This window comes from Kribbella sp. NPDC048928, assembly GCF_043197975.1.
GTDB lineage: Bacteria > Actinomycetota > Actinomycetes > Propionibacteriales > Kribbellaceae > Kribbella.
Genome location: NZ_JBICUC010000004.1, coordinates 413,504 through 428,415, shown reverse-complemented (window position 1 = coordinate 428,415; position 14,912 = coordinate 413,504). Strand labels below are relative to the sequence as shown.

The following is a 14,912-nucleotide window of genomic DNA, read 5'->3' as shown; positions in this document are numbered from 1 at the left end:
GGTGGCCGCCGGGGACCTTTGATCCACCCGCTGCGGCGGCCTGTGCAACAGCCGTGTTCGTACTTCTTGGGAGGACTTTCATGCCTGACCTCACGCTCCGCCGGCGTACTGTGCTCGGCGGCCTGATCGGTGGGACCGCGCTTCTGGCGCTTCCGTCGCCGAGCTGGGCGAGCAGTGCCACCGACGACCTTCGCCTCCGCTGGCAGACCCTGCTGACCGGCGGCCCGACCGTCGACCCCAGCGATCCGGATCTCGCCGTCGCGATCGCCCGTGTCGACCGGCTCGCGCAGTCCGCTCTCGCCACCCTCGACCGCTCCGCGAACCGCACTACCCTCTGGCCGGACCTTGCGAGCACAACCCTGTCCAACCACGTCGCCTCGAACTTCCGCCGCATCAAGCAACTCGCCGTCGCCTGGGCCACGAACGGATCGGCGTACCAAGGAAACGAGGCAGTTGCCGAGGATATCCGCGCCGCCCTCGAATGGATGCACACCAACCGCTACAGCCCGGCCCTCCCGCGCTACGACAACGACTACGACTGGGAGATCGGCGGCGCCTCCGCCTTCGCCGACACGCTGGTCCTGCTGTACGACGTACTCCCCGCCGACGTCCGGGCGACGTACACGCAGGCCATCAACTACTACACGCCGGACCCGAACCTGTGGCGCGCCGACCGCCAGATCGCCACCGGCGCGAACCGGGTCTGGATCGCCACGGTGGTAGCGGTCCGCGCGGTCCTCGACAGCGACACCGCCGCGCTCGTCCGCGTCCGGGACGCCATCAGCGATGTCGAGGACAACGGTGCGAACAGCGTGCTCGCGTTCAACGACGCACCCGGCCGGGTCGACGGCACCGGTGAAGGCTTCTACAGCGACGGCTCGTTCCTCCAGCACTACAAGCACCCGTACAACGGAGGCTACGGAAAGGAACTACTCGGAACGCTCTCGTCGCTGCTCTACCTTCTAGGCGGCACGGAGTGGACCGTCACGGATCCGGACCTCGAGAACATCTACGGCTGGATCAACGACGCGTTCGATCCGCTGATCGTGCGCGGTGACCTGATGGGCTCGGTCTGTGGCCGTGAGATCGCCCGGCCCAGCAAGCAGAACCACGCGCCGACGCAGACCGTCATCGAAGGCACACTGCGGTTGATCCCGGCCGCACCGGCGGAACGGGCCGAGCAGCTCACCGCACTGGTCAAGCAGTGGATCACCGAGGACACTTTCCGCAACTTTCTGACGGTCACCGACCCTGCATCCCTGGTCGCAGCCCGGACCGTGCTCGCGTCGCCGGCCACTGCGCGCGGCCCGCTCGTGCTGCACAAGCAGTACCCGCGGATGGACAAGGCCGCGCACCACCGTCCGGCGTTCACGATCGGGCTGAGTGCGTACTCGTCGCGGATCTACAACTACGAGTCGATCCAGAACGAGAACCTGCACGGCTGGCACCTGTCCGACGGGATGGTGCTCGTGTACGACGACGACCTCGGGCACTACTCGGGCGACTACTGGCCGACGGTCGATCCGTACCGATTGCCGGGGACAACGGTCGACACTCGGCGGCTGGCGGATTCCTACGGTTTCCGCAGTACCAGCGAGGCCGACTGGGTCGGCGGGACGTCAATCGCCGGCCGGACGATCGGTGCCTACGGCATGGATCTGAGGGGGTACGGCACCGGGTTGCGGGCCTTGAAGAGCTGGTTCCTGATCGACGACGTGATGGTCTGTCTCGGGTCGGACATCAGCGGTGAGGGCGAGGTCGAGACGATCGTCGAGAACCGCAAGCTGCGCACCGGGAACGAGACCTTCACGGATGCGCCGGGCTGGTGCCACCTTGAGGGCACCGGTGGGTACGTATTCCCGGACCGCGCTCCGGTACGGACGCTGCGCGAGAACCGGACCGCGACGTGGCGTGAGATCAACCTGAAGTACGGCACCGACGAGGTCATCGCCCGGCCGTACCAGACGGTGTGGTTTGCGCACGGTACCGCGCCGGCCGGTGCGGGGTACTACTACCTACAGTTGCCGACGGCAACGCTCGAGCAGACGAAAACGTTTGCCGGGCGGCTCCCCGTGCAGCGGTTGCGGGCGGACGGTACGGCACACGCCATCAGGTTGCGCAGCGTCCTGGCGGCGAACTTCTGGACGGCAGGAACGGTAGCCGAGCTGACGGCGGACGGACCGGCCTCGGTGGTCGTTGCCGGTGGGACCGTGGCGATCGCGGATCCGACGCAGACCCGATCGTCCGTGACCGTCGACCTCGACAAACCCGGCCTGAACCGGCCGACAGCCGACGCCGGCGTGACAGTCACCCGCCGCGCCGACGGCTGGCGCATCGTCGTCGACACCACCAACCGCCACGGCACCCCCGCCACCATCGTCTTCCACTGACCACGCCAAGCCCGCCACCATCACCTTCCACTGACCACGGCATGGCCGTCGCAGTCACCTCCGCTGGGCCATCACGCCGCCGTCTTTCCCTTCTGCTGAAAGGACTTTGAATGCTGGTCGACATGCCTCTGGACCGATTGCGTGAGTACCGGCCGGAGCCCGAGGAACCCGCGGACTTCGACGCGTTCTGGAAGCAGACGCTCGACGACACGGCCAACCACCCCGTCGACGCCGTCTTCACCCCGTACGACGCGCGCCTGGCGACCGTGGAGGTCCAGGACGTCACGTTCCGCGGCTGGGGCGGGCAACCCGTGAAGGCCTGGCTGATCCTGCCGCTGCACCGCACCGGCCCACTGCCCGCGGTCGTGCAGTACATCGGTTACAACGGCGGCCGGGGGATCCCGTACGAGTGGCTGACCTGGAGCGCGGCCGGGTACGCGCATCTGATCATGGACAACCGCGGGCAGGGCGGCGGCGGAAAAACCGTTTCGGAAACTGCGGACATCGCACCCGACGGACACGGATCGTCGGCCCCCGGTTTCCTGACCCGCGGAATCGAGGATCCGGCCAAGCACTACTACCGGCGGCTGATCACCGACGCGGTCCGCGCGGTCGACGCGGCGAAGAGCAGCCCCGACGTCGACAGCGACCGGGTCGCGGTGGCCGGCGGCAGCCAGGGCGGCGGCCTCGCGCTCGCGGTCGCCGGTCTCCGCGACGACCTGTCCGCGGCGATCGCCGACGTACCGTTTCTCTGTCATTTCCGGCGCGCGTCCCAGATCACCGACAACGGCCCGTACGCCGAGATCGCCCGCTGGCTGAAGGGACACCGGTTCGGGACCGAGACCGCGATCGGCACGCTGTCGTACTTCGACGCGGTGAACTTCGCAGCCCGAGCGACCTGCCCCGCGTGGTTCTCGGTCGCGTTGATGGACAACGTGTGCCCACCGTCGACGGTGTTCGCCGCGTACCACCGCTATGCGGGTCCGGCGGAGATCGAGGTGTTCACGTACAACGGGCACGAAGGCGGGGCTGAGTACGACCTGCCGCGCAAGCTCAGTGCGCTCGCTTCCGCCTTCGGCCGCGATGCCTGAGCCGGAGCCCGGCCCACAGCAGCAGAGCAGGTAACCACAGCACGATCAGCCAGGGCAGCCGCCACCAGCCGGACTCACCGTCGAGCGCCGGCTGGTCGGTGGCGACCAACGGGCGCGCGGACGTCGACCAGGCGAGAAACGCGTCCCCGATCGGCAATGCGCCGAACACATACCGCTTCGTCTTCAACCCGCTGACCGGCAACCCGACCACCTCGCCGGTCCGCGACAGCCGCTCGCCCAGCGGATCGCGGTGCGCCCGGGCCGCGCCCATCGCCACCACGGTCGCGGAAAGACTCATTCCGAACACCAGCGGTCCGGAGTCGACGTCGCCCTCTCCGCCGGTGCCCTTCGGGTACTCGCGAACGCCGAGCCCGGTGACGAATTTGGCTTTGAAGAGCTGGTACTGCGTCCGCGCGAACGTCGGATCGATGTCGACCAGAAAACGTTGGATCATCGCCTGCGACGAGCCGCGCGCACCGGACAGTTGCGGTGCCGCCTGGTGCGGCAGCAGACCGGTCGCCGGATCGAGCCTGGTCTTCGCGGTGGTCACCCAGTTCCGCGCGATCTGCCCGAAGCGCGGCGCGACCAACGCGTCGTACAAGCGCAACGAGGCGATCGCTACGACCGAATCGACCGGCCAGGCCTGATCCGGGTACGCCGGCAGAAACGGCGTTTCCGCGGTCCGGAACGCGGTCGCGATCTCGACCGACTCGCTGCTGAACCGCTCGCGGTCGGCGGCGCCGGACTGGCCCAGCGCGATCAGACCGCCGCGCAGCCAGTTCGTCCAGCCCGCATAGAAGACGCCGTACCGCGGTTGCAGCGACGCGTCGAACGGCGCGGTCCCGTCGGCCGAGGCGATCCGGTCGAGCGCGAACCGTACTTCCGCGGTTGCCTCGGGGGCCTTCGACGGGTCGTCGACGCCGACCTGGACCCAGCTGAGCCCGTACAGCACGTTGAGGAAGAAATACCCTTCCGGAAACTGTTTCTGCGCCGCCCGGTCCGCGCCGCCGTCGATTTCCGCGCGCAGGAACGCCAGCTGTTTGACGACGCCGTGGGTGGGATCGGTCCATGGGAGAACCAGGCGCGCGGTGCCCACCCCTGCCACCAGCGTGGCAATCACCGCCACGCCGATCACAATCTTGCGCAGCACCCGCATCAATCTAGAGGGTCTTCGGCAACCAGCGGCGGACGAACGGATGACCATCCGGAGTCTGGACTCGCCCCGAGGTCAGGTTCCGAGGGTCGACTCCCGGGTGATGAGGCGGGTCGGGAGCTCGACCGGGCCGGGGTGCGGCGAACCGGCGATGGCGTCGAGCAACAGGTTGGCGGTCCGGCGGCCCAGCTCCTCGAGCTCCATGTCCACGGTGGTGAGCGGAGGCCGGCTGGCCAGTGCCATCACCGACCAGTTGTCGTAGCCGGTGACCGCGATGTCGTCGGGGACCGAGCGGCCGAGCTCCCGCAGCCGGTCGCAGACGCCCCGCGCGATCTGGTCGCTGCCGCAGGTGATCGCGTCGACCTTCGGCTGCGTGCGGAGCAGTACGTCGACAGCGTGCCGGCCCCAGCGCTCGCTCCACTCGCCGTACAACGGGTCGCCGACAAATGTCGTACGCGCCGAATTCATCGTCGAGGCGGCCCGGATCTGCGCGCTGAGATGTGACTCCGGTCCGGTGACGTGTGCGATCCGCTCACGGCCGAGCGCCCGCAGATGTCGCACCGCCGACGCGGCGCCCGCGTGGTCGTCGACGAGCACCGACGTGTCCTCCGGATTGGAGGACGGGCTGAACGCATAGACGACCGGGATCGGTACGTCGATGGGCTCGCGGGGCTCCACCCGGCGCCCGGTCACGATGATGCCGTCGACGCGGCGGGAGACCAGCGACTTCAGGTAGTGCTGCTCGCGGAGCGGGTCGTCGCGGGTGTCGCAGAGCACGAGCGCCATCTCGCCGGCGCTGAGCGCGTCCTCGGCGCCGAGCATGATCGGGATGCTGAACCGTCCGGAGCTGTCGGTGGTGATCAGACCGACCGTGAAGCTGCGCCCGGAGGAGAGTGCGCGGCCGCGGCTGTCCGGTGTGAAGCCGAGCTGCTCGGCGGCCCTCCGGACCCGCTCGCGGGTCTCCGCGCGGAGCTGCCCGACGTCGTTCAGCGCCTTCGACGCCGTGCTCGCCGAGACGCCGGCCAGCGCGGCCACGTCCTTGATTCCGGGCGTGCGGATGCTCCGTGACGCCATGCGGCAACTCCTTTCCTAAGTTTCCGCCAGACAGTACCGCACGGATCTCGAAGAGCGCGGAGTTTATCCACAGGTAGGGGTTGACCTGGCGCTTCCGGGTACCTACCTTCGTGCAGGAAAACGTGTTCCGGATTTTCCTAACTCAGGAGTCACGCGCTATGAGTGCACCCCCGGAGACCTCCCTCAGCCCGGCCGCCACGACGAAGGGCCGACGACGCCCCCTCGGACTCGGCCAGGCGACCATCACCGGCGGCTTCTGGGCACCGCGCCAGGCCCGCAACGGTGCCGACGCGATCCCCAGCGGTCAGGACCAGCTGGAGAAGGCCGGCAACCTGCAGAACCTCCGGCTCGCGGCCGGCATCGGCGAAGGCGAGGCGATCGGCCCGGTCTTCGCCGACTCCGACGTCTACAAATGGCTCGAGGCCGCGGCGTGGGAGTACGGCCGCAACCCCGACGAGGAACTGCTGCAGCGGATCCGCGACCTGACCGCGGTGGTCGCGGCCGCGCAACGCGAGGACGGGTACCTCGACTCGGTCGTCCAGCTCCGGTACGGCGACGAGGGCCGCTACCAGCAACTCGTCTGGAGCCACGAGCACTACTGCGCCGGCCACCTGATCCAGGCGGCGGTTGCGCAGGTCCGCTGTACCGGCGACCGCGCGTTACTCGACGTCGCCATCAAGCTTGCCGACCATCTGGGCGCGACGTTCGGCGACGACAAGACCGTCGACGTCGACGGCCACCCGGTCATCGAAATGGCCCTGGTCGAGCTTTATCGAGAAACCGGTACGCCGGCGTACCTGGATCTCGCGCAGTGGTTCGTGGACGCCCGCGGCCACGGGATCATCGAGCGCCACGGACACTCGCCGGCGTACTTCTCCGACCGCGTCCCGGTCCGCCGGGCGACCACGGTCGAGGGCCATTCGGTGCGCGCGGTCTATCTCGCCGCCGGTGCCACCGACGTCGCGCTGGAGACCGGCGACACCGAACTGCTCGAGGCGCTGAAGGTGCAGTTCGACCACATGTGGTCGACGAAGACCTACGTCACCGGTGGGCTCGGTGCGCGCTGGGACGGTGAGGCGTTCGGCGACGAGTACGAGCTGCCGCCGGACCGTGCGTACGCGGAAACGTGTGCCGCGATCGGCGGAATCCAGTGGGCCTGGCGGATGCTGCTCGCGACCGGCGAGGCCTCGTACGGGGATGCGATCGAGCGGATGCTGTACAACGGTTTCCTGGCCGGCGTCTCGCTCGGCGGCTCGGAGTACTTCTACGTCAATCCGCTGCAGTTGCGCGGGGACGCGTACGCCGACAACGGCCGGAGCCCGGCGCACGGGCGGCGCGGCTGGTTCGACTGTGCGTGCTGCCCGCCGAACATCATGCGCACGCTGGCGAGTCTCGACGGGTACCTGGCGACGAGCACCGACGATGCGGTCCAGATCCATCAGTACGCGGCCGGAACCATCAAGTCCGGCGACGTGGAGCTGACGGTCGAGACCAACTACCCCTGGGACGGCACCGTCCGCATCACGGCGACTGCGCCGACTGCTGTTGAGCTCCGCATTCCTGCGTGGGCGGAGGGTGCGACTGTCAACGGACGTTCGGTCGACGCCGGCGGCTACGCCCGGGCGGAGGGAACCGAGATCGAACTCGTTCTCCCACTCACGCCGCGCGTCGTGGGTGCCGATCCGCGGATCGACGCCGTCCGCGGGTGTGTCGCGATCGAGCGCGGGCCGCTGGTGTACGCCGTCGAGCAGGCGGACAACGCCGCGAACGTCGACGACCTGCATCTGTTGCCTGAGGCACCTGTTGTGTCCGGGACTTCGGATTTGCTCGACGGGGTGACCGTGCTGAGAGCCCAGGGACGGGCAGGAACAGGGCATCAGCCTGGTTGGTCTTTCCGCACCGGGGCGGCGGATTCGACCGGTGCGGACGTTGAGGTCGTGGCGGTTCCGTACTACGCGTGGGCGAACCGGGAGATCGGTGCCATGCGCGTCTGGCTGCCCAGGACCTGACGATGCTCACCCGGCGGACGTTCCTCGGCCTCACGGCCGGCGTGACCACGGCCGGCTTTGCGTCCAGCTGCAGCTCGGTCCTGACCGAACCCGACGTCCAGGCGGCGGGCTTCGGTCAGGACTCGACCGGCACCGTGCAGGTGTGGTGCCGGGCAGCGACGCAGAGCGGTCTGACCGACCTGGTGAAGAAGTTCAACGCGTCCCAGAACCGGCTCACCGTCGAGCTGACGCCGGTCCTGGACGCGCAGTACGTGACCAAGCTGGCAACCGCGATCCGCGGCCGGAGTGTGCCGGACCTGGTCGACATCGACGACATCAACTCGATGCTGTTCATCTACCGCGACGCCTTCACCGATCTCACCGACCCGCTCGCCGCGCTGGACTTCCGGGACAAGCTCAGCCCCGGGCACCTGCGGCTGGCGACCAAACAGAACCGGGTGTACGGCGTGCCGTACCTCGCGGACAACTCGATGTTCTGGTTCAACACCGAGCTGTGCGACCGGGCGGACGTCGACCCGGACGAGGCCGTCAAGTCTTTCGGAAACCTGCTCGACGCGGCCCGGAAAATTCGGAAACTCGGCGACGACATTTATGCGTGGAGTTTCCCGGCGAACAGCCCGGGCGCGCTCGGGTTCGTCGTTCAGCCGATGGTCTGGGCCGCCGACACCGACCTGATCCAGGGCCCGGTCGGCAGCCAGTCCGGGCACATCACCGGGAACGACGCGGTCCGCCAGATGCTCGAGCTGCACCGGCAGTTGTGGGTGGACGGGCTCGTGCCGAGGGCGAACTTCTCCGACGACGCGTCCCGCTGGGGCAGCGACTTCCGGGCCGGGAAGATCGGGATCCTGCCGTCCAACTACAGCGTGGTCGTGTCGGCGTCCGACGCGGCGTTCCAGAAGAAGGTGACGCCGCGACTGCTGTCCGGGCCGGACGGCGGATCCGCGTTCTTCGACGGTGGCGACAACATGTGCATCCCGCGCGGTGCCCGGAACGCCTCCGGCGCCTGGGAGTTCGTCCGGTTCGCGCTGGACCTGCCGCAGCAGATCGATCTGCCGGCCGGCGGCTACACCCCGGTCCGGTCGGACGCGCGGACACCGGAGTTCGCGAAGAAGTACCCGCTGGCGACGCTGCCGCTGGAGCGCATCCAGGAGGGGTACGCGCCGACAACGCTTTCCTACAACCTCCTCTACAACCAGCCGGACGGGCCGTGGTTGCAGATGTTCCGCCGAGCCGTCTTCGACGGCGAGTTGGAGGCCGCCATGAAGGAAGCACAGCAGAACTACGACCGGATCCTTCGTCAGGGGCAGGCGTGAGTACCGGCGTCGGCGTCCGGAGCGCCGGCCACACCGGCACCCGTATCGCAGGATCACCGCCGCGCCGGATCGGCCGCGGCTCGCTCACCCATCCGTCCCGGACCGGACTGCTGCTGGTCACGCCGGCGGTGCTGTTCGTCGCCGTCTTCGTGCTGGCCCCGCTGGTCTTCGCGCTGATCATCTCGTTGACCAACTGGCCTTTGATCGGATCCGTGAAGTTCAGCGGCTTGAAGAACTACACGGCGATCGTCTCCGACGCCGCGTTTGCCAAGTCGGTCCTCTACACGCTGCTCTACACGGTCATCGTGACCGGGCCGATCCTGGTGCTCGGCTACGCGCTCGCGGTCCTGGTCCGCCGGAAACGCCGGGGATCCACGGTGTTGCGGACGGTCTTCTTCCTGCCGTTCGTGGTCGGGCTCTCGACGCTCAGCTTCGTCACCGTTCTGGAGGCACAGCCGCAGAGCGGCGTGATCAACATCGTGCTCGAGAAGCTCGGGATCACCGACGGTACGACGGCCTGGCTGGTCGACGGACCGCTCGCGACCGGGCTGATCTGCGTGCTGGTGGTGTGGGCGGTCAGTGGGCTGACCATGATGCTGCTGATGGCCGGCATGCAGGCGATCCCGCGGGAGTACTACGAGTCCGCCGAGCTCGACGGGGCGGGCTGGTGGAAGCAGGAACGCGAGATCACCATCCCGATCCTGCGCCGGACGATCGCGATGGCGGTGATCATCTCGGTGATCGGCTCGCTGCTCGCGTTCTCGCAGTTCTACATCCTCACCCGTGGCGGTCCGGGCACGGACACCACGACGGTCGTGCAGTACATCTACAACCGCGCGTTCGTCCAGCTCCAGCTCGGTGCCGCGACCGCGCTGTCGATCGTGCTGGTGATCGTGGTCGGCCTGGTCACCGCGGCCCAGTTCCGCCTGCTCCGGGAGAAGGACTGACCATGCGAGGAAAGAACACGTTTTACGTGATCGGCGGTGGCGGTGCGTTCCTGGTCTTCGCCGTACCGTTGCTGTGGGCCCTCTTCCGGTCGATGCAGCCGAACGACGTGATCGTCGCGGCGCCGGACGGGAAAACGTTCTTCGACCTGACGTGGGACAACTTCCGGACGCTGATCGAAGGCCCCGGGAACCTGGTTCGCGCGGTCGGGAACAGCCTGGTCGTCGCCGTCAGCACGGCCGTACTGACGGCACTGCTCGCCACGTTCGCCGGGTACGGGTTCGCGCGGTTCCGGTTCCGCAGCGGGCCGGTGCTGTTCGCGCTCGTGGTGGTGTCGATGATGATCCCGTTCCAGGCGATCCTGACGCCGCTGTACCTGGAGATGAACACCCTGCGGCTGACGGACAGCCTGCTCGGACTGGTGCTGTTCTACACCACGGTGAACCTGCCGTTCGGTGTCTTCGTGATGCGGAACTCGTTTTCCTCGGTGCCGGTGGAGTTGGAGGACTCCGCGCACGTGGACGGCTGCGGGACGCTGCGGATGCTCGGCTCGGTGCTGCGTCCGCTGATCACGCCGGGTGCCGCGACCGTCGCGCTCTACGCGTTCCTCGCGGCCTGGACCGAGTTCCTCGGGGCCCTTACGTTCCTGACCAAGGACGAGCTGTACACGCTGCCGGTCGCGTTGGTGAACGTCCAGGCCGGTGCGTACGGCGAGATCAACTTCGGTTCACTGGTCGCAGGGTCGGTGATCGCGATGATCCCGTGCGTGGTCCTGTACGTCGGCCTGCAACGCTTCTACGTCTCCGGCCTGGCCTCAGGAGCCGTCAAAGGCTGACCTTGAGCACCCGTCAACCGTCTCCCTGGCCCGGAAGTGAGTGGCGGGTGCTCAAAGTCGTGGGTGGATCTCGTGGTCGGTGTGGACTGCGGCGTGGGCCTCGCCGACCTGGCGGCACAGGTCCATCAGGTCCTGTTCGTTGCGGACCTGCTGCTTGGCCTTCGGGCCCAGGTCGGTGATGTGGTCGCGGGCCCGCAGCAGACGCTGGAAGACGCGCTCCCGCTCCGCCGGGTCGTCGGTGTACTCCGGGTCGAGGTACGCGGTCGCGTCCCGGCGGATGTGGGCCATCGCGGTCTGGGTCCGCCCGCGGGTGCTGAACAGCGACGCGAAGATCGTGATCAGCAGCACCACCAGGATCACCGCCAGTGAGAGGCCGGTGCTGATCTCGCCGACCTCGACGTGGCCGCCGTCGTTCACGAACGGCAGGTTGTTCTCGTGCAGGGCGTGCAGGATCAGCTTGGCGCCGATGAACACCAGGATCGCCGCCAGCCCGAACGACAGGTAGATCAGCCGGTCCAGCAGCCCGTCGAGCAGGAAGTACAGCTGCCGCAGCCCGAGCAGGCTGAACGCGGTCGCGGTGAACACGACGAACACGTTCTGGGTGAGCCCGAAGATCGCCGGGATCGAGTCCAGCGCGAACATCAGGTCGGTGGCGCCGATCGCGACCATCACGAGCAGCATCGGCGTCAGCATCCGGCGGCCGTCCACCGTGGTGGTGAGCCGGTCGCCGTCGTACTCCTCGGAGGTCCGGAACAGCCGCCGGGCCAGCCGGACGACGAGGTTCTGCGCCTGGTGGGATTCCTCGGTTTCCGGTTTGAGCATGTTGCCGGCGGTCAGCAGCAGGGCGATCCCGAACAGGTAGAACACCCAGGAAAACGTGTGCAGCAACGCCGATCCGACGAAGATGAACCCCGCCCGGGCGATCAGGCTGACGACGATCCCGACGAGCAGCACCTTCTGCTGGTTCTCCCGGGGCACGCGGAAACCGGTCATGATGATCAGGAACACGAACAGGTTGTCGACCGACAGCGCCTTCTCGGTGATGTACCCGGCGAAGTACTCCGAGCCCATGCCGGCGCCGCCGATCACGAGCGTCCCGAGCCCGAACAGGATCGCGATCCCGACGTACACCGCCGACCAGGTCGCGGCCTCGCGCAGCGTCGGCACATGCGCCGACCGGACGTGGAAGAAGTAGTCGAACAGCAACAGGCCGGCAATCGCCAGCAACGTCAGCACCCAGACCAGCGGCGTCACCGTCGTCATGTACCAACCCAACCATGGTGGGGCCCTTGCACTGCCCACTTCCAGAAAATTGCTTAAAAGGCATCTTTGCTCTTTGGGCAAGTTTTGCTACGGTTGGCACATGGCCGATGGGTTGCGGGAGCGGAAGAAACAGGAGACGCGGATCGCGCTGAGCTGGGCAGCGGTCCGGCTCGCCGCAGAGCGCGGGTACGGCAACGTGCGGATCGAGGACATCGCCGCCGAGGCCGGGGTCTCGCTGCGGACGTTCCGCAACTACTTCGACAGCAAGGCGGACGCGATCGCCGCCCGCGAGGTGGACCGCAGCCTGCGGATCGCGGAGGAGCTCCGCGCCCGGCCGGCCGACGAGCCGCTCTGGGTCGCGATCCGCGCGGCCGTCGAGAAGCACTTCGCGCTCGGCCAGGAGGGGCACGGCGGGCAGCGGCCGCCGGACGAGAAATGGCTCGCCGGCATCCGGTTGATGATGACCGAGCCGGCGCTGCAGGGCGCGATCGTGCGTGCCTACACCCAGGCGGGCGAGGAGCTCGCGGCCGCGATCGCCGACCGGACCGGGACCTCGGGGCTGTACCCGCACCTGGTCGCCGAGGTGATCGGTGCGGCCCGGTCGGTCGTGACGGCGCAGTGGATGCGGGCCGATCCACCGCAGTCGGTCGCCGACTTGCTGGCGGCAGCGCTCGACCAGATCGAAGCCGGCCTGCCCGTCCCCGAATAGCCAACCTAACTACCTGACCCTGGCCGGTCGCCGGGGTGCTCAGTCATGCCCAATTGGAGGGGTTGTCATGGACGCAGATGTCGTCATTGCCGGGGCCGGACCGAACGGTCTGATGCTGGCCGCCGAACTACGGCTGGCCGGAGTCCAGCCGATCGTGCTCGAGAAACTGCCGGAACGCAGCACGATTCCGCGGGCGAACGGCCTGGTCGGCCAGGTCGTCCGGATGCTCGACCGGCGCGGACTCTACGAACGGATGGGCGGTACGCCGAAGGTGCCGCAGCCGATGCCGGGGTTCGTCTTCGGCGCGATGCCCCTGCCGCTGTACGTTCTCGAGGACAACCCGGTGTACCGGTTGTCGGTGCCGCAGGTGCGGATCGAGGAGGTGCTCCAGGAGCGCGCGCTGGAGCTCGGTGCGGAGATCCGCCGCGGCCACGAACTCGTCGGCTTCACCCAGGACGCGGACGGTGTCACGCTCTCGCTGACCGGGCCGGACGGCGACTACGAGTTGCGGACCGGCCATCTGGTTGGCGCCGACGGTGGCCGCAGCCTGACACGGAAACTCGCGGGGATCGATTTCATCGGCGTCACCAATGACTTGATGGTGTCCCGGAGCGGCAGTGCGACGGTGCCGCCCGAGTACGTCGTCGACGGCGTGCTGCACATTCCGGGATACGGTCCCGTGCCGCCGTTCATGCACCAGCGGACCGAGCGCGGGCTCTTCGTCTGGGCGCCGTGGCAGGACCGGCTGCCAGGGATCAGTACGGGGGAGTGGGACACACCACCGGACGGTCAGATGTCCTTCGAGGAACTGCAGGACAGTGTCGACCGCGTGCTCGGTGTCCACCTGCCGCTGGTGGTGCCGACGGACGAGGCGGACCGGGCACTGCGGCGGGTCACCGGCGGAAACAGCCGGGTCGCGTCGAGTTTCCGGTCCGGGCGGGTGTTGCTGGTGGGCGATGCCGCACACGTCCATTCCGCGATCGGCGGCCCGGGGCTGAACCTCGGGCTGCAGGACGCGGTGAACCTCGGCTGGAAGCTGGCGGCCGAGGTCCAGGGCTGGGCGCCGCCGGGGTTGCTCGACACCTACGAGTCCGAGCGTCGCCCGGTCGGCGAACGCGTCGTGATGCAGACCCAGGCGCAGTCCGCCTTGATTGCTCCGGGCAACGACGTGACGGCGTTGCGGAAACTGTTCGGCGAGTTTCTGGCCGATGCCGGCAACGTGCAGCGGATCGCGGATCTGATGTCCGGCGCGGACATCCGGTACGCCGCCGGCGCGCATCCGCTGGTCGGCCGGTGGGCGCCCGATCTGACGGTGGACTCGGTGCGGCTGGCCGAGCTGACCCGGTCGGGCCGCCCGTTGCTCATCGACCTCACGCCGTCCGGTGCGTTCTCCGGAACACGTGTTCCGGACCAGGTCGAAGTGATCACCGGTAAGGGTGCCGAGCCGATCGCGCTGCTCATCCGCCCGGACGGGTATGTCGCCTGGGCCGCGGATCAGGACGGTGAAGCCGAGCGGGACGGGCTGCAGGATGCACTCGAGCAGTGGTTTCAGCCGCGTCCCTTGACCAGCGCGACCAGGTAGCGGCACACCGCCGTACCGGGATTGTGGAAGGTGGTCGCCGTCGGTGGGCCCAGTTGCAGGCAGTCGCCGGTGTGCAGATCGTGAACCTGCGAGCCTTCGTGGAATCGGAGGTGCCCACCCAGGATCCAGAGCTGCTGGTACTTGAAGATGTAGGCGTCGGCCGGGTACGACACCGAGGCGCCCGGCAGCAGTTCGACCTCGACCAGTTCCAGTGGCCCGTCGGTCACCGGGGACACCGCACGGCGGTGGTACCCGGTGACCGGATCCGTCCAGACCGGTTGGTCGTTCGCCCGGCGGAGCAACTCGCCGGTGTTCTCCGCGCGGGCGACCAGCTCGGACAGGGTCATGCCGAGGGCGCCGGACAGTTTCCCCAGCAGCACGGCGGTGGGCTGCGCCTCGCCGCGTTCGATCTTCCCGATCATCGCGCGCGAGACGCCCGACCGTTCGGCGAGGGCGTTCACGGACAGGTCCTGCGCGACGCGGGCCTGTTGCACGGTGGTGGCCAGGGAGCGAGACAGATCGTCGATCACGCTTGCCACTATAGCGGC

Annotated in this window: 12 protein-coding genes; 8 read left to right on the top strand and 4 right to left on the bottom strand. The window is 68.3% G+C overall.

The window, feature by feature from the left end; translation table 11 throughout:
- Window positions 1-80: 80 nt before the first annotated feature.
- Together ACGFI6_RS19995 and ACGFI6_RS19990 are read left to right on the top strand one after the other, a co-directional pair.
- Window positions 81-2,390, top strand: a complete 2,310-nt coding sequence (locus ACGFI6_RS19995) for a polysaccharide lyase 8 family protein (protein ID WP_393120503.1) — start codon at window positions 81-83, stop codon at window positions 2,388-2,390.
- Window positions 2,391-2,512: 122 nt separating this feature from the next.
- Complete coding sequence (locus tag ACGFI6_RS19990) at window positions 2,513-3,481, top strand: acetylxylan esterase (RefSeq protein ID WP_393120501.1); 969 nt, start codon at window positions 2,513-2,515, stop codon at window positions 3,479-3,481.
- Here ACGFI6_RS19990 and ACGFI6_RS19985 read toward each other — a convergent pair.
- Both ACGFI6_RS19985 and ACGFI6_RS19980 read right to left on the bottom strand, forming a co-directional pair.
- Window positions 3,444-4,631 (bottom strand): hypothetical protein, encoded by a 1,188-nt coding sequence (locus ACGFI6_RS19985; RefSeq protein WP_393120500.1) that lies wholly within the window; start codon window positions 4,629-4,631, stop codon window positions 3,444-3,446. The two genes, ACGFI6_RS19990 and ACGFI6_RS19985, sit on opposite strands and share 38 nt — an antisense overlap.
- Before the next feature lie 78 nt (window positions 4,632-4,709).
- The gene (locus ACGFI6_RS19980) at window positions 4,710-5,708 is read right to left on the bottom strand and encodes a LacI family DNA-binding transcriptional regulator (protein WP_393120499.1); all 999 of its coding nucleotides are present in this window, start codon (window positions 5,706-5,708) and stop codon (window positions 4,710-4,712) included.
- A 158-nt stretch (window positions 5,709-5,866) separates the two neighbouring features.
- Here ACGFI6_RS19980 and ACGFI6_RS19975 point away from each other — a divergent pair, with 158 nt between their 5' ends.
- Genes ACGFI6_RS19975 through ACGFI6_RS19960 form a run of 4 tightly spaced genes read left to right on the top strand, consistent with a single transcriptional unit; the run spans window position 5,867 to window position 10,810 of the window.
- A complete protein-coding gene (locus ACGFI6_RS19975) occupies window positions 5,867-7,717 on the top strand; it encodes a glycoside hydrolase family 127 protein (RefSeq protein ID WP_393120497.1) in 1,851 nt (616 codons plus the stop codon).
- 2 nt (window positions 7,718-7,719) lie between these two features.
- Entirely contained in the window at window positions 7,720-9,030 is a 1,311-nt protein-coding gene (locus ACGFI6_RS19970) for an extracellular solute-binding protein (protein ID WP_393120495.1), read from the top strand.
- Window positions 9,027-9,977, top strand: a complete 951-nt coding sequence (locus ACGFI6_RS19965) for a carbohydrate ABC transporter permease (protein WP_393120493.1) — start codon at window positions 9,027-9,029, stop codon at window positions 9,975-9,977. Before ACGFI6_RS19970 ends, ACGFI6_RS19965 begins: the two co-directional genes overlap by 4 nt.
- Window positions 9,978-9,979: 2 nt before the next feature.
- On the top strand, window positions 9,980-10,810 hold the full coding sequence (locus ACGFI6_RS19960) for a carbohydrate ABC transporter permease (RefSeq protein WP_393120491.1): 831 nt from the start codon (window positions 9,980-9,982) through the stop codon (window positions 10,808-10,810).
- A gap of 51 nt (window positions 10,811-10,861) precedes the next feature.
- Here ACGFI6_RS19960 and ACGFI6_RS19955 read toward each other — a convergent pair whose 3' ends face one another.
- Complete coding sequence (locus ACGFI6_RS19955; RefSeq protein WP_393120490.1) at window positions 10,862-12,073, bottom strand: TerC family protein; 1,212 nt, start codon at window positions 12,071-12,073, stop codon at window positions 10,862-10,864.
- Window positions 12,074-12,173: 100 nt separating this feature from the next.
- Between ACGFI6_RS19955 and ACGFI6_RS19950 the strand changes: the two genes are divergently transcribed.
- On the top strand, window positions 12,174-12,782 hold the full coding sequence (locus tag ACGFI6_RS19950; protein ID WP_393120488.1) for a TetR/AcrR family transcriptional regulator: 609 nt from the start codon (window positions 12,174-12,176) through the stop codon (window positions 12,780-12,782).
- A 67-nt stretch (window positions 12,783-12,849) separates the two neighbouring features.
- Window positions 12,850-14,364: an FAD-dependent monooxygenase gene (locus ACGFI6_RS19945; protein WP_393120486.1), complete on the top strand. Its 1,515-nt coding sequence runs from the start codon at window positions 12,850-12,852 to the stop codon at window positions 14,362-14,364.
- Here the strand turns inward: ACGFI6_RS19945 and ACGFI6_RS19940 are convergent.
- A complete protein-coding gene (locus ACGFI6_RS19940; protein WP_393120485.1) occupies window positions 14,331-14,894 on the bottom strand; it encodes a helix-turn-helix domain-containing protein in 564 nt (187 codons plus the stop codon). The genes ACGFI6_RS19945 and ACGFI6_RS19940 overlap by 34 nt on opposite strands.
- Window positions 14,895-14,912 lie beyond the last annotated feature (18 nt).

Excerpts from the sequence above, each read along its gene's own strand:
- ACGFI6_RS19995 (WP_393120503.1), top strand. The coding sequence starts at position 81 with ATGCCTGACCTCACGCTCCGCCGGCGTACTGTGCTCGGCGGCCTGATC.
- ACGFI6_RS19990 (WP_393120501.1), top strand. The coding sequence starts at position 2,513 with ATGCCTCTGGACCGATTGCGTGAGTACCGGCCGGAGCCCGAGGAACCC.
- ACGFI6_RS19980 (WP_393120499.1), bottom strand. The coding sequence starts at position 5,708 with ATGGCGTCACGGAGCATCCGCACGCCCGGAATCAAGGACGTGGCCGCG.
- ACGFI6_RS19975 (WP_393120497.1), top strand. The coding sequence starts at position 5,867 with ATGAGTGCACCCCCGGAGACCTCCCTCAGCCCGGCCGCCACGACGAAG.
- ACGFI6_RS19970 (WP_393120495.1), top strand. The coding sequence starts at position 7,720 with ATGCTCACCCGGCGGACGTTCCTCGGCCTCACGGCCGGCGTGACCACG.
- ACGFI6_RS19960 (WP_393120491.1), top strand. The coding sequence starts at position 9,980 with ATGCGAGGAAAGAACACGTTTTACGTGATCGGCGGTGGCGGTGCGTTC.
- ACGFI6_RS19955 (WP_393120490.1), bottom strand. The coding sequence starts at position 12,073 with ATGACGACGGTGACGCCGCTGGTCTGGGTGCTGACGTTGCTGGCGATT.
- ACGFI6_RS19950 (WP_393120488.1), top strand. The coding sequence starts at position 12,174 with ATGGCCGATGGGTTGCGGGAGCGGAAGAAACAGGAGACGCGGATCGCG.
- ACGFI6_RS19945 (WP_393120486.1), top strand. The coding sequence starts at position 12,850 with ATGGACGCAGATGTCGTCATTGCCGGGGCCGGACCGAACGGTCTGATG.